The organism is Roseivirga pacifica, from assembly GCF_900111145.1.
GTDB classification, from domain to species: Bacteria; Bacteroidota; Bacteroidia; order Cytophagales; family Cyclobacteriaceae; genus Roseivirga; species Roseivirga pacifica.
Window position 1 is genome coordinate 1,804,440 of the sequence record NZ_FOIR01000001.1, and the last position, 12,747, is coordinate 1,817,186.

General features: G+C 42.4%; 14 protein-coding genes. 9 read left to right on the plus strand and 5 right to left on the minus strand.

Going from position 1 to position 12,747, the window contains the following annotated elements; all coding sequences use genetic code 11:
* Positions 1 to 71 precede the first annotated feature (71 nt).
* Together BMW98_RS08130 and BMW98_RS08135 are read left to right on the plus strand one after the other, a co-directional pair.
* Positions 72 to 1,700: an acyl-CoA carboxylase subunit beta gene (locus BMW98_RS08130; protein ID WP_090258248.1), complete on the plus strand. Its 1,629-nt coding sequence runs from the start codon at positions 72 to 74 to the stop codon at positions 1,698 to 1,700.
* A gap of 3 nt (positions 1,701 to 1,703) precedes the next feature.
* On the plus strand, positions 1,704 to 2,558 hold the full coding sequence (locus tag BMW98_RS08135; protein ID WP_090258001.1) for a transglutaminase-like domain-containing protein: 855 nt from the start codon (positions 1,704 to 1,706) through the stop codon (positions 2,556 to 2,558).
* A gap of 2 nt (positions 2,559 to 2,560) precedes the next feature.
* On the opposite strand, the gene BMW98_RS08140 is transcribed toward BMW98_RS08135, so the two are convergent.
* Complete coding sequence (locus BMW98_RS08140) at positions 2,561 to 3,181, minus strand: 4'-phosphopantetheinyl transferase family protein (RefSeq protein WP_090258002.1); 621 nt, start codon at positions 3,179 to 3,181, stop codon at positions 2,561 to 2,563.
* A 71-nt stretch (positions 3,182 to 3,252) separates the two neighbouring features.
* On the opposite strand from BMW98_RS08140, the gene BMW98_RS08145 reads away from it, so the two are divergent.
* Genes BMW98_RS08145 through BMW98_RS08160 form a run of 4 tightly spaced genes read left to right on the plus strand, consistent with a single transcriptional unit; the run spans position 3,253 to position 7,408 of the window.
* Positions 3,253 to 4,173, plus strand: a complete 921-nt coding sequence (locus BMW98_RS08145; protein WP_090258249.1) for a WD40 repeat domain-containing protein — start codon at positions 3,253 to 3,255, stop codon at positions 4,171 to 4,173.
* Between the two features lie 2 nt (positions 4,174 to 4,175).
* Positions 4,176 to 5,021: a DivIVA domain-containing protein gene (locus BMW98_RS08150; protein ID WP_090258003.1), complete on the plus strand. Its 846-nt coding sequence runs from the start codon at positions 4,176 to 4,178 to the stop codon at positions 5,019 to 5,021.
* 42 nt (positions 5,022 to 5,063) lie between these two features.
* Complete coding sequence (gene folB, locus BMW98_RS08155; protein WP_090258004.1) at positions 5,064 to 5,471, plus strand: dihydroneopterin aldolase; 408 nt, start codon at positions 5,064 to 5,066, stop codon at positions 5,469 to 5,471.
* 53 nt (positions 5,472 to 5,524) lie between these two features.
* Positions 5,525 to 7,408 (plus strand): AAA domain-containing protein, encoded by a 1,884-nt coding sequence (locus BMW98_RS08160; RefSeq protein WP_090258005.1) that lies wholly within the window; start codon positions 5,525 to 5,527, stop codon positions 7,406 to 7,408.
* A gap of 283 nt (positions 7,409 to 7,691) precedes the next feature.
* Here BMW98_RS08160 and BMW98_RS08170 read toward each other — a convergent pair whose 3' ends face one another.
* A complete protein-coding gene (locus tag BMW98_RS08170) occupies positions 7,692 to 8,576 on the minus strand; it encodes an ATP-grasp domain-containing protein (RefSeq protein WP_090258007.1) in 885 nt (294 codons plus the stop codon).
* Between the two features lie 75 nt (positions 8,577 to 8,651).
* On the opposite strand from BMW98_RS08170, the gene BMW98_RS08175 reads away from it, so the two are divergent.
* Positions 8,652 to 9,227, plus strand: a complete 576-nt coding sequence (locus BMW98_RS08175; protein WP_090258008.1) for an aspartyl/asparaginyl beta-hydroxylase domain-containing protein — start codon at positions 8,652 to 8,654, stop codon at positions 9,225 to 9,227.
* Here the strand turns inward: BMW98_RS08175 and BMW98_RS08180 are convergent.
* From BMW98_RS08180 to BMW98_RS08190, 3 genes are read right to left on the minus strand one after another with little or no spacing between them, the layout of a single operon-like run.
* Positions 9,208 to 10,893, minus strand: a complete 1,686-nt coding sequence (locus tag BMW98_RS08180; RefSeq protein WP_090258009.1) for a carbamoyltransferase family protein — start codon at positions 10,891 to 10,893, stop codon at positions 9,208 to 9,210. The genes BMW98_RS08175 and BMW98_RS08180 overlap by 20 nt on opposite strands.
* Positions 10,890 to 11,369: a hypothetical protein gene (locus tag BMW98_RS08185; RefSeq protein ID WP_090258010.1), complete on the minus strand. Its 480-nt coding sequence runs from the start codon at positions 11,367 to 11,369 to the stop codon at positions 10,890 to 10,892. The genes BMW98_RS08180 and BMW98_RS08185 overlap by 4 nt, the downstream gene beginning before the upstream one ends.
* A gap of 11 nt (positions 11,370 to 11,380) precedes the next feature.
* On the minus strand, positions 11,381 to 11,695 hold the full coding sequence (locus BMW98_RS08190; protein WP_090258011.1) for a HesB/IscA family protein: 315 nt from the start codon (positions 11,693 to 11,695) through the stop codon (positions 11,381 to 11,383).
* 100 nt (positions 11,696 to 11,795) lie between these two features.
* On the opposite strand from BMW98_RS08190, the gene BMW98_RS08195 reads away from it, so the two are divergent.
* Entirely contained in the window at positions 11,796 to 12,317 is a 522-nt protein-coding gene (locus BMW98_RS08195; RefSeq protein WP_090258012.1) for a DUF7935 family protein, read from the plus strand.
* Between the two features lies 1 nt (position 12,318).
* On the plus strand, positions 12,319 to 12,738 hold the full coding sequence (locus BMW98_RS08200; RefSeq protein ID WP_090258013.1) for a YkvA family protein: 420 nt from the start codon (positions 12,319 to 12,321) through the stop codon (positions 12,736 to 12,738).
* Positions 12,739 to 12,747 lie beyond the last annotated feature (9 nt).

The following is a 12,747-nucleotide window of genomic DNA, read 5'->3' on the forward strand; positions in this document are numbered from 1 at the left end:
TTCTTGGGTCTATTTTAGACACAAGTAAACTATCTATGGAAATGCTCCCTTGGGAGCGAAACAAACTATTCATGAACATTGAATTCAACAAGAATGACGATGCAATGCGTCAACTGGTGTATTTGCTAAAATCAAGGCATAAGCAAGTAGCACTTGGTGGTGGAGAGAAAAAAATAGAATCGCAACACAAAAAAGGAAAGCTCACAGCTCGCGAAAGAATTGATTATCTGATTGATAACCCTGAAGACTTTTTGGAAATAGGCGCTTTCGCTGGTGATGGGATGTACAAAGAGTACGGTGGCTGCCCATCGGGAGGAGTGGTAACCGGTATTGGTAAAATAGCTGGCAGGAGCTGTGTTATCGTAGCGAACGATGCCACCGTAAAAGCTGGAGCTTGGTTCCCTATTACCGCAAAGAAAAACCTAAGGGCGCAGGAAGTAGCCATGGAAAATAGGCTGCCTATCGTTTATTTGGTCGATAGCGCAGGAGTTTTTCTACCCATGCAGGACGAAATTTTTCCAGACAAAGAGCACTTCGGACGCCAGTTTCGTAACAACGCAAAAATGTCTTCAATGGGCATTATTCAAGTGGCGGCCATTATGGGTAGCTGCGTAGCAGGTGGTGCTTATTTGCCCATTATGAGCGATGAAGCTGCCATTGTCGATAAAACGGGTTCAATTTTCTTGGCTGGCTCTTACCTGGTAAAAGCTGCCATTGGCGAAGATATAGACAATGAAACACTGGGCGGAGCTACTACACAAAGTGAAATCTCAGGCGTTACTGATAATAAATTTCCGAACGATGAGGCTTGCTTAGATTACATCAAAAGCATCTTCGATAAAGTTGGCGCATTCGAAAAGGCTGGTTTCGATAGAACTGAGCCAAAAACACCAAAGAAGGACCAGCAGGAGTTGTACGGCCTAATGCCCCACGATAGGGTGAAGCCTTACGATGTGCGCGAACTTATTGGCTGTATGGTCGATGATGGTGAATTTGAAGAGTACAAAGAAAAGTACGGCCAAACCATAGTTTGCGGCTATGCACGTATCGATGGTTGGGCAGTAGGTATTGTGGCTAATCAGCGTATTGTGGTTAAGTCCAAAAAAGGAGAAATGCAGATGGGCGGAGTGATTTATTCTGACTCTGCAGATAAATCGGCTCGCTTTATAATGAATTGCAACCAACGTAAAATACCACTGGTATTCCTTCAGGATGTTAGCGGATTTATGGTAGGCAGTCGTGCCGAACATGGCGGAATTATTAAAGATGGCGCCAAAATGGTAAATGCTATGGCCAATTCTGTGGTGCCAAAATTCACCATTATTACGGGTAATTCTTATGGAGCAGGCAATTATGCCATGTGTGGCAAGGCTTATGATCCAAGATTGATTTATGCTTGGCCAACAGCCAAACTTGCTGTAATGAGTGGAGCTTCAGCAGCAAAAACTTTGTTGCAGATTAAAGTGAGCTCATTGAAAGCGCAAGGCAAAGAAATAACAGAAGAAGACAAAGAGAAATTGCTCGAAGAAATCACCGAGCGCTATAACGAACAATTGAGCCCTTACTATGCGGCTTCGCGCCTTTGGGTCGATGGAATTATCGATCCCGCAAAAACCCGAGAGGTAATCTCAAAAGGCATTGAAGCGGCTAATCACGCACCTATTACGGAGCAGTTTAATGTGGGGGTTATTCAAACTTAATGAATGGTAGAAGAGAATTTAAGCAACAAAGAGTTGAAGGCATTAGTGTCTTTGCTCGATGACGAGGATGTAGAGGTTGTTGAACATGTGGAGGGGAAAATCAAGTCACTGGGCACTTATGTAATTCCTTATCTGGAGTTTGAATGGGAGAACAGTTTTAACCCAACCGTGCAAAAACGAATTGAAGAGTTAGTACATACACTTCAATTCGAATTGCTAAAAGGCAAGCTAAGCGAATGGAGAAATAGCCCCAAGACGGATTTACTTGAGGGGATGTGGCTGGTGAATACCTATCAGTACCCTGATATTGAATTGGATACCTTGAGAAAGGAGTTGGAGCAAATTTACTATGAGGCTTGGCTTGAATTTAAAACTGATATTCACCCTGTTGATCAGGTTAAGATTATCAACTCTGTACTCTTTAGTAAACTGCACTTCGGAGCGAACACCAAGAATTTTCATTCTCCTGGTAATTCCATGTTAAGTGTAGTGCTCCAAACCAAAAAAGGGAATCCGATTTCGTTATGCATTATTTACATGCTGGTTGCTCAAAAACTTAAAATGCCAGTTTATGGCGTTAATCTGCCCAACCTGTTCGTAATGACTTATAAGAATGACGATGCCCAGTTTTACATCAATGCTTTCAACCGTGGCTTAGTTTTCTCCAAAAAGGAAATTGACGAATACATCGACAATTTAAAACTTCCGAAAAACGATAAATACTACGAGCCTTGTACCTCGGTAGATATTGTGGCTCGAGTGCTGCGCAACTTAATGAGCGCGCACGAGAAATTAGGCCATACCGAAAAGGTAGAAGAGGTTAAGGAGTTGTTGCAGATTGTGGCGACAAAAGAATAGGGCTAAAAAGCGCAACAAATATGAAGCGGAGATTGGTAGTCAAAGTAAAGACTAAAAGTCTCCGTTTTGTTTTGCTCAATTATTTGGCCTGAAGTAATGTGCTTTAGGCTAGGTTCTTCAATTACCAATTGGTCTGCAAAGATTAGTTGCGTGCGGCCATGGAGTTTGTATAGTGCTTCTTTACCGCCCCAAACCTGTGTGAGCTTGGAAGTATCTGTGCCTGCCCAGGTTTCGTTCTCATTCAAAAATTTTCTCGAAATACGCTGAATTTGTGGGCGTTCAATTTCAATATCTATTCCGATTGGTCCCTGGTGGTTAATTGCCGCTGCTCCAAAACCGTTGGCATGCGACATGGAAACCCCAATGCATGGGTCGGTTAAGTGCGGCTTGCCGAACTGGTCTTTCTCCAGCCAAAACTGTCCAAATGGGTTAAGCAACTGCTTCAAGGCGTTTCGGGCAGCTAGCCATTCCAACCGTTTTGAGGCCACTTTAACACGGTCAAAGTCTGCAAACTCAGTTTCATTCAACTCCAAAAATGCTAATAAGGCTTCTTCAGTCTCGTCTATTTTCCAAATGCATATGGAAACTTGCGGTGAAATAGGCTGTTCTTGGATTATTGGCATGAATTTCTTCGTGTTTGCAGGGTGCTATGCTTAGCTTTGTGCTGCGCTTTCAAGATAGTGCTTTTAAACCGATGACTAAAGTCGAAATACATAAAGTGAATACCCTTGCCGGTCATCAGGACTGCGTCTATACCGTTGAGTCGGGCCCAGAGCCGCACCTGTTCTTTTCTGCTGGGGGCGATGGTGTAGTGGCACAATGGGATTTGAATGATTTGGAGAGTGGACGAATGCTCGCCAAACTCGATAGCTCGGTTTATGCTTTATGCTATTACGCTGAAAGAAACGTACTTATTATAGGTCAAAACTTTGATGGTATTCACCTTATCGATTTAAACGAGCGAAAGCAAGTAGGCTCTATTAACTTGGGGAGTTCTGCCATATTCGATGTCAAAGTACTGCGTGATAGAATATTTGTGGCTTTGGCAAATGGCGAGGTGCACATACTGGATATCACTACGCTCAAAACAATCGAAGTCCTCAGTTATTCCGATAAAAGTGCCCGCTCTATTAGTTTCTCAACGCTAAACGGACATTTGGCGGTTGGGTATAGCGATAACATGGTTCGCATATTCAACCTCAAGGATTTTAGCCTATTACACGAAATTGAAGCGCACAAAATATCCGTTTTTACGGTACGTTATACACCAGGTGAACGTTACCTGATTAGCGGAAGTCGCGATGCACACCTGAAAATATGGGATGTACAACAAGATTATACATTGAAAGAGTCTGTTGTCGCTCACATGTACGCAATTAACCATCTGGATTTTAGTGCTGATGGGAAACATTTCGTAACTTGTAGCATGGATAAGTCGATAAAGGTCTGGGACGCTGAGACTTTCCAACTGCTGAAGGTGATTGACAAAGCCCGACATGCAGGCCACGGCACTTCGGTAAACAAGCTGCTTTGGACCGACCACAACAACCTATTAGTGTCGGCTAGTGACGACCGCAGTATATCAATCTGGGATATAACCTTTAATCTATCTTAAGAATGAACATTACTCCTTTAGAAATAAGGCAAAAAGAATTTGAGAAAGCCTTTCGTGGTTACGATAAAGACGAAGTGAAAGCTTTCCTAAACTCGCTATCAATAGAGTGGGAGCGATTAAACGAGCTGAGTAAAGAGCTTAAATACAAGCTTGAGGCTTCTGAAAAAGAAGTTCAAAAGCTTCGCGAAGTGGAAAACTCACTTTTCAAAACGCTTAAAACAGCAGAAGATACTGGTGCGAATATGATTGAGCAGGCTACTAAAACAGCCGAGCTGCATATGCGCGAAACCGAAATGCGTGCCGATGCACTAATGTCTGAAGCCAAAAACCGAGCAAAAAATATCATTGAAGATGCGGAGTCTAAAGCCCGTATAATAATCGATGATATGGAAGACGAAATTCGTCAGCTAGAGCAAGTTTTCCGTAGCATGGATGCCAACAAAGTATCACTCATGTCTGACTTAAAGATGTTGGCGGAAGATATTCTGACAAAACTTGGTCGACATGAGGAGTTTCCTGCAGATATAAAGCCTCACATTAAGAAGGCCAAGGAGCTAAGCCGAGAGGTGAACGATAACCATTCAAAGCCGGTTGATGTCGATCAGATCATTGCAGATAATGAGCATCGCCAAGCTGAAGAAAGCATCTCTGAGATGGTTGAAGATACAGATGACCTAGATGATATTGCACCGATTGATGAGTTGAGCGATGTGGTTGAAGAAAAGCCGGAGCCGCTAATGCCGGAGGTGCAAGATGAGGCAGCCAAAGAAAAAGAACCAAAGCAAAAGGTAGCCACTCAGCAAGATGAAGAAGAGAACAAAGGTTCTTTCTTTGATCAGTTCGACTAATACTTCTAAAGAGGTTGATTTTGGTAGCTTTACCAATCGAGTTTGGAGCTAAAGATTAAACTAGACAAGTTTCATACATTAATGAACAAGGATATTGTATCACTGGAAGGCATAGAAATCTATGCCTTCCATGGTTTTTACGAGGAAGAAAGAAAGATTGGTAACCAGTACGTAGTTGACGTGCATGTAACAACCAATTTTGAAAAGGCTGCTCAGGCTGATGAACTTTCTGGAACGGTTAACTACGAAACCATTTACGCTATTGTGAAGGAAGAAATGGCCATTCCTACCAAGCTGCTCGAACGGCTTGCCCAGCGAATGGTTGACCGTTTGTTCAATGCCTTTGATATTGTGGAGGAAATTCAAATCAGTGTGGCCAAACAGAACCCACCGATTGGTGGCGTGGCCAAACAGTCTAAAATTACTATGGTGCGAAGTAAGAATTCGTAACAGTCTCAGCAACCTCTTCCTAACCTCACTCGCTCATCACTTACCTACCTTCAATGACTCCAGCCCAGTCGGAAATAGCCAAACTTAGCAATCTGCTAAAGATTGAAAAAGATGAAGACTATGCGCAATATCAGCGCAAAATGCTCAATACTTCGCTCGATCAGCGGAAAAAGGAAGGCGTTACTTGGTATCCTGTCGTAGTGGTTAACCGCTTTATCAGTACAGGAGAAAGGTTCACGCTGGAATTAGATAGAACTGCCAACATCGATCAGAATCACGCTTTTCAAACTGGTTCGGTGGTGAGCCTTTTTAGCAATCATGACGAAGAGGATACAGTGTCAGCGGTGGTGAGTTTTGTTCGCAAAAACAAAATGCGCATCGTTTTAAACGGTGCCAACCTTCCTGACTGGCTGAACCAGGGTAGGCTGGGCGTAAACCTACTATTCGATGAAGGCACCTATCGTGAAATGGGTTTTGCGCTCAAAGATGTTTTAACAGCCGAGAAAGGTCGCTTGGCCGATTTGCGAGAGTTGTTTTATGGGGCCAAGCCGCTTGAATTCAAAAAAGGGTTTGAATATCAGTCGGTTCATTTGAATGATGTGCAGAACCAGGCGCTCACTAAAGTTTTCAATGCGAAGGATATTGCCATTATTCATGGCCCTCCCGGTACCGGCAAAACCACCACGCTGGTTCATGCCATTAAAGAGGTGGTGAAAACGGAGAAGCAGGTGTTGGTAAGTGCGCAGTCCAACGCAGCGGTAGATTTGTTGGTGGAAAAGCTAGCAGAACAAGGTTTGAATGTGCTACGCATTGGTCACCCTGCCCGGTTAACACCAGAAGTTATTGAGAATAGTCTAGATGTAAAAATATGGCATCACCCATTTTTCAGAGAGTTGAAAGAGATTCGAAAGAAAGAGGAGGAGTACAAGCGAATGGCGCATCAGTATAAACGCAACTTTGGTAGGGAAGAGCGCTATCAACGCGATTTGCTGAAGAAGGAAGCCAGGCTTTATCGCGATGATGCCAAACGCATAGAACGACATATTACGGATGACCTGGTGGATCAGGCGCAAGTAATTGCTTGTACCTTGGTGGGTACCACGCACAGTTTGGTGAAAGACAGAGTTTTTAAAACCGTGTTTATCGATGAAGCATCACAGGCACTTGAGCCTGCTTGTTGGATTGCCATTCGCAAGGCTTATCACGTAGTGATGGCGGGCGACCATATGCAGCTTCCTCCAACCGTAAAATCATTAAAGGCGGGAAAGGAAGGCCTTGAAAACACACTCTTCGAAAAGGCGATGAAGCTACCTGATGCTTCTGTAATGCTAGAGACTCAGTACCGAATGCACCCTCACATTATGCAGTTCTCTAGTGATAATTTCTATCGAGGTGGGCTGAAAGCAGCAGAAGAGGTAATGTTAAGGGAAAGAGGCAATTCCATTGAACACTTTGCTTTTATCGATACTGCTGGCTGCGGTTTTGCCGAAAAAGTGAAAAAGGAAACACTCAGTACTTTCAACGAGGATGAAGCCGGACTGCTTTTAAAACATCTGGCTGAAAACTTGCCAGAAGACCGGCAAACAGTTGGAATAATAGCACCTTATAAAGCACAGGTAGAGAAAGTCACTGATCTACTAAAAGTAGAGGCAGCTTTTGATACGGTGCGAGAACAAATTACGGTAAACTCTGTGGATGCATTTCAAGGGCAGGAGCGTGACATCATGTACATCAGTCTAACTCGTAGTAACGACAAAGGTGAAATCGGTTTTTTGAAGGAATACCGAAGAATGAATGTAGCGATGACCCGCGCCAAAACCCGCTTGGTAATCATTGGCGATTCAGCCACACTCGGCAAAGACAGCTTCTTCAATAATGTGATTGACTACGCCCAAAAAATAGGCGGTTACCACAGTGCTTTTGAGTTTTTATATTGAGCATCGCAGATGCGCTTTTCCATAGTCCTCGTTGCAAACGAGGATGTATGGGAGGTTTAGCCTAAACCAAAAACCAGTGTATATATCCACATTTATCGCAAACTAGGCACTCAGCGGATGTGTTGAGCCAATCTGCACCAAGAAAGCTAGCGAGTGATGTGTTTAGTTGAGCAGATCGTTGGTCAAACTTGTCATGCTGACATACCGTGCACTTGAACTTCTCTTTATTGACCTCGTACGATTTACTTTTCTTTTTTGAAAATAGTCCCATATCCTGTGTTTGCTATAATTTAATACTTGCCGCCAAAACATCTGCAGCCTCAGGTTTCATTCGGAACCATAATTCTGGCTCAATTAGCTCCATTTCTATTACGGCTAATTCATCGTTATTGTCACGAATTACGTCTACACGAGCGTAAAAAGGTTGCGGTGAACAAGCGGCTACGGCCTTTTCGGCAAAGGCAATTTCTTCTTTGTTTGGAGTGTATTCATGTACTGTTCCACCAAAGTCATCTTGCACGCGAAAATCTCCTGGCTTGGCTACTTTAAGCACAGCATGTGTAAATTGTCCACCCATTACCATTAATGATACCTCACCTTTTTCTACCACATTTTTCTGAAAAGGCTGAAGCATAAATGCTTCCTCAGCTATTAGCTGTTGAAAAGTGGCTTCATGTTCACCAGTGTTATTTTGGTTGAGCTTGTATGTGTGGCGCGCAGCACCAGAAATGCATGGCTTTAGAATACAGTCATTCCAGCCTGTTTCTTTTAGTAAGTCTGCTAAAGTGGTTTGGGTACCACGCTCTAGGTAAAGCGTTTCAGGAATGTTTACACCCTTTTTCTTTAAGCCGCCTAAATAATGCTTGTCCATATTCCATTGAATGGTTGAAAACGGATTGATCATTTGAGTGACTTTACTGGTGTTCTCTAGCCAAGCTTTCCATTCAGCATATCTATCGAAATAATCCCACGTAGTGCGAAAAAGTACTGCTTTTGTTTTTGACCAGTCAAATTCTGGATCACTCCAACTCTTTCTGGTTACCTTGAATCCTTTGTTTTCAAGTGCGGTTTTCACTAAACCATCCTCTTTTAAAATGTTGCTTACATACCAATCGGGGTTTTGTGGATTAACGTAACGGTCGTCTGTTAGTATGGTGATGTCGTTCATGGCTATAGGTGAGAATTTTGTCAAATATAGTACTCAGCTTATGAATTTATAAGGTGCCTTCTTATCTTTTGGTAAATGCACACAGACAGAATAAAACTCCCATTTCAATTCGATGTTGAAAGACTTTTGGCAGACTTAAAAACTGCCGAAGCCAAAGTCGACTGGATTTCTCATTTTGTAAAGGATAATTACGAAGGCGACTGGTCAGTAATACCACTAACGGCTCAAAAGGGGAGAGATCATCCTATTTTAATGGCTTCTGCTATACCGGGAGATAAGGACTTTATTCCAACCCCTTTTTTAGAAGCTTGCCCTTACTTTCAGAAAGTAATAGACCGTTTCAAGACTAAATATTGCTCTATTAGGCTAATGAAGTTAGCGGCCGGTTCTGAGATTAAGGAGCACAAGGACTTTGATTTAGATTTAGATGAAGTTAGGCTGCATATTCCGCTCATTACACATGCTGATGTGGCGTTTTATGTAAATAATGATCGTGTAAATATGGAGTCAGGGGAATGTTGGTACTTGAGGCTATCTGACCCGCACAGGGTGGTAAATAATAGCCAAATTGATCGGGTTCATTTGGTGATGGATTTTGAATTGAATGATTGGTTAAGAGAGCTGATGACAATTAATCAGGTTTCAGAATAAGGTAGTTTTCTATTACTAAAACATCCATAGCTGTTTCATTGAATAGTGCCAAAGCTTGTTCGGGAGTTTCAACAATGGGCTGACCTTTCTTATTGAAAGAAGTGTTGAGTAACACACCATGCCCAGTTTGCCTTTTCATAGCTATTAATAGATTGTAAAATCTAGGGTTCCAGTCTTCTGTTACTGTTTGCACCCTTGCCGAACCATCTACATGTGTTGTGGCTGCAAGTAAACCTTTAGAAGCCTGTTTCACCTTGTCAACCATAATCATATGTGGGCTTTCATAAGCGTATTCAAAGTAAAGGTGCGCATCTTCTTTGAGTACCGCAGGGGCAAAAGGCCTAAAGTCCTCTCTGAATTTAATGTTGTTGTTAATGTGCTTGCCTATTTCTGCTTTAGCGGGGTTTGCCAGAATTGACCTGCGACCTAAGGCCCTTGGCCCAAATTCTGCTCCATGCTGAAACCAACCCACAGTTTTGCCCGATTCAATTAGTTTGGTGATTACAGTGTAGTCGTCATCAATTGGGCGATAGGTAAAAGAAACTGGGTAATTCTGAATGGCTTTGAGTACTTCTTCGTTGGTATAAGTTTTGCCAAAACAGGTAGAGCCATCGTGCTGAACTTTGTTTCCTTGGAGCAGTTTCAGCCAGCCATAATAGGCACAGCCCAGGGCCAAGCCATTGTCGGCAGCCGCGGGTTCTGGAAACAGTGATTTGACAAGACCTTGTTGCACAAGCTTGCCATTAGCCACTGCATTCAGCGCGACACCACCAGAATAACAAAGAGGGAAGTTAGGGGAAAGAGACTGTCGGTGGTTTACAGTATATGCAACAGCAATTTCGACCTGCTGTTGTGCCCAAAAGGCAACTTCAGCATAATGGCCAAAATTCGATTTCAGTCCATCCCAACTGTTGTTTGGTGTTTTTAATGGTGAATACCAATTGCCATTTAAGAATACTCGTCCATCTTTCAGCTCAAAGGGGTTAAAGTCAATTTTGCTGTTACGGCCATAGGGAGCCAAGCCCATTAACTTGCCTACATCGTCCATATTGCCGAAACAATAGTTGCTAACGGCTGCATAAAACCCACCTATGGAATGCCTTGTTGTTGGTAGCTGATATCCGGTGTGGGTTATGCTTTCCATAGGGCTAAAGTCCTTAAAAATGGTCTTCAAAGTCTTTCCATCATAGTGATAGAAGCTGTCTTTTTCGCAGACCATACCTACTTCATCGGCTAGGTTAATATCGGTCAATAAAGGTTTGTCCGGTTCTATGCATTGTTCGTATGGGCTACCGCAGCCATCCATGACTAATACATTAAAGGCTTTAAACGGAGACATTCCAACAGCGCTATAGGCATGAGCCAAGTGATGAGAAATGGTATGAAATTGGGTTTCTGGATAATCTTCAAAAAGCCTTTTGCCTGAAAACTGGTCCTGTGGAGGAGTACAGAAATTCTCGCATTGAACAACAAGATCGATATTGGCAAGCGTGATGTTTAGAGCGTTCAAACAGTATTGAACCGCAAGACTGTCATTACCCCCATCGTGTTTAACCCGAGAGATTCGTTCTTTTTCGATGCCAATCGCGACTTTTCCGTTTTTTAAAATAACTACAGACCCATTGTGAGATAGCCCTGTGCCCAGTACATAAACATCCTTTTTCATGCAGATTGGGTTCTTATCCAAGCTTTCATCTTTGGGAAATCTTGTTCGGAGCACATTCCCATCCAAGATAATAGCGGTAAGCCAATGTAGGTTTTGTTTTCAAGCTGCTCTATGAGCCATTGGGCATCTCCTTTATAGCCATTCTCATGAAAAACCACTTCAATTGGAATTTTAATATGCTTTAGTGCTGCGTATGACCATAAAATAACTGCTACCTCGTCATCGACTCCTGGTGGACGAAATGATGCTACATCTCCCGCAATTTTTCTTCTTTCCTCAGGAGTCATTAGGGCTATATGGCCGGCTTCGTGCAATAAATCCCCAGGGTATTTTAACTTCTCGGGGTCATATAAGAGTGTCCCTTTATCAATTTTAATTCCGGGGATAAATGTTTCGGTAGGTAAATCACATTCCTGAACGGGAATGCCAATGGAATTGATGAAAGAAAGTATCTTTTCTAAATGTGCGTGCTGCATTCAGATTGTTTTTAATCTGAAGATACATTATTTGTGTTGACAAAAGTAAAGCCTTGTGCATCGTTGCCAATGTAATAGTCAACCTCTAAGCCCACAAGGTACATGGTTTGTCTTTTTTCAACATGAATAGGAATTCCTTCGATAGTGTAGGTAATGTCGCCCTCTTTTGGTTTATCGAAACCTAGTTGGTAACCTAAGCCAGCACAACCAGCACCGCCTTTTACGCCTATTCGTAAGCCGTAACCTTCTGGTATGCTTTTGTTTTGCATGATCTCTTTTACTTCCGAAATAGCCGCAGGGGTCAACGATACTGGCTCTAGTGTCATACGAATTTTCTCCTTTTCGAATCCAAACTTAATACCTAACAGATATTCTCACTATTTTCAAGGCAAATAAAAAACACGGATTCTCGTTTTAAGTTCATTTATGGAATACCTCTCCGATTTAATCAAGATTTTGGTACCAGCAGCGCTAGTTTTGTATGCTATGTTTTTGGTAGTGAAAAGCTTTCTGCAGAAGACTTTTGAACAACAATTGATAGCTAATAAATCTAAGAATGATCAAACCGTATTGCCTTTGAGGCTACAGGCATATGAGCGTATGACGCTATTTGTTGAGCGAATTTCTCCCAATAATATGTTGCTACGTTTGAGCGATCCGGATATGCCAGCGCCTGTTTTTCAGCAGCAATTGCTCAAAGAAATCAGGGATGAATTTCACCATAACTTATCGCAGCAAATTTACCTTTCCGATGAAGCATGGGATCGCATACGCGGAACAATGAATGAAGTGATCAGTTTAATTCAGGAAGCTTCGGTTCAAATTGGTCCTGATAAAAATTCGATTGACCTTTCGGAAGCAATTTTTAAATTGATGATGCAGCGAGAACAAGACGTAATTAGTCAAACGCTGAAGTTTTTGAAGCACGAAGTACGCCAAATAATGTAATATGGAGCAGGAGGAGCCAAGCAAAAAACAACTTAGGTTTTTTGAGAAGTTTAAGAAAAAGGCACAGCAAATTGTGAACGATAATGCTGCTTTGCGCAGCACCTTAGTAAAAGCACAAGAAAAACTTGCCGCGAGCGATTCGGACGAAGGTTTGAAAGGAAAGCTTGTAGAGTATGTAAAACTGGTGCTTAGAATGCTTACCAATACAATTAATGGTAATTACAAAGGCTTGCCATGGCAAACGCTGGTTATGATTGTGGCTGGCTTGCTATACTTTATTGCTCCACTGGATGCATTACCAGATTTTATTCCTGTTGCTGGTTTGGTAGACGATGCTACGATTTTGGTTTGGTTGGGTAAATGTTTTCAAGACGACCTTAACAACTACAAAAAGTGGGAAGAGGTGAACTTTTCTGATTAACCTTTCTGT

Bases quoted from the DNA above. Each gene is read 5' to 3' on its own strand.
- BMW98_RS08130 (WP_090258248.1), top strand. From the start codon at position 72: ATGAACATTGAATTCAACAAGAATGACGATGCAATGCGTCAACTGGTG.
- BMW98_RS08135 (WP_090258001.1), top strand. From the start codon at position 1,704: ATGGTAGAAGAGAATTTAAGCAACAAAGAGTTGAAGGCATTAGTGTCT.
- BMW98_RS08140 (WP_090258002.1), bottom strand. From the start codon at position 3,181: ATGCCAATAATCCAAGAACAGCCTATTTCACCGCAAGTTTCCATATGC.
- BMW98_RS08145 (WP_090258249.1), top strand. From the start codon at position 3,253: ATGACTAAAGTCGAAATACATAAAGTGAATACCCTTGCCGGTCATCAG.
- BMW98_RS08150 (WP_090258003.1), top strand. From the start codon at position 4,176: ATGAACATTACTCCTTTAGAAATAAGGCAAAAAGAATTTGAGAAAGCC.
- BMW98_RS08160 (WP_090258005.1), top strand. From the start codon at position 5,525: ATGACTCCAGCCCAGTCGGAAATAGCCAAACTTAGCAATCTGCTAAAG.
- BMW98_RS08170 (WP_090258007.1), bottom strand. From the start codon at position 8,576: ATGAACGACATCACCATACTAACAGACGACCGTTACGTTAATCCACAA.
- BMW98_RS08175 (WP_090258008.1), top strand. From the start codon at position 8,652: ATGCACACAGACAGAATAAAACTCCCATTTCAATTCGATGTTGAAAGA.
- BMW98_RS08180 (WP_090258009.1), bottom strand. From the start codon at position 10,893: ATGAAAAAGGATGTTTATGTACTGGGCACAGGGCTATCTCACAATGGG.
- BMW98_RS08185 (WP_090258010.1), bottom strand. From the start codon at position 11,369: ATGCAGCACGCACATTTAGAAAAGATACTTTCTTTCATCAATTCCATT.
- BMW98_RS08190 (WP_090258011.1), bottom strand. From the start codon at position 11,695: ATGACACTAGAGCCAGTATCGTTGACCCCTGCGGCTATTTCGGAAGTA.
- BMW98_RS08195 (WP_090258012.1), top strand. From the start codon at position 11,796: ATGGAATACCTCTCCGATTTAATCAAGATTTTGGTACCAGCAGCGCTA.
- BMW98_RS08200 (WP_090258013.1), top strand. From the start codon at position 12,319: ATGGAGCAGGAGGAGCCAAGCAAAAAACAACTTAGGTTTTTTGAGAAG.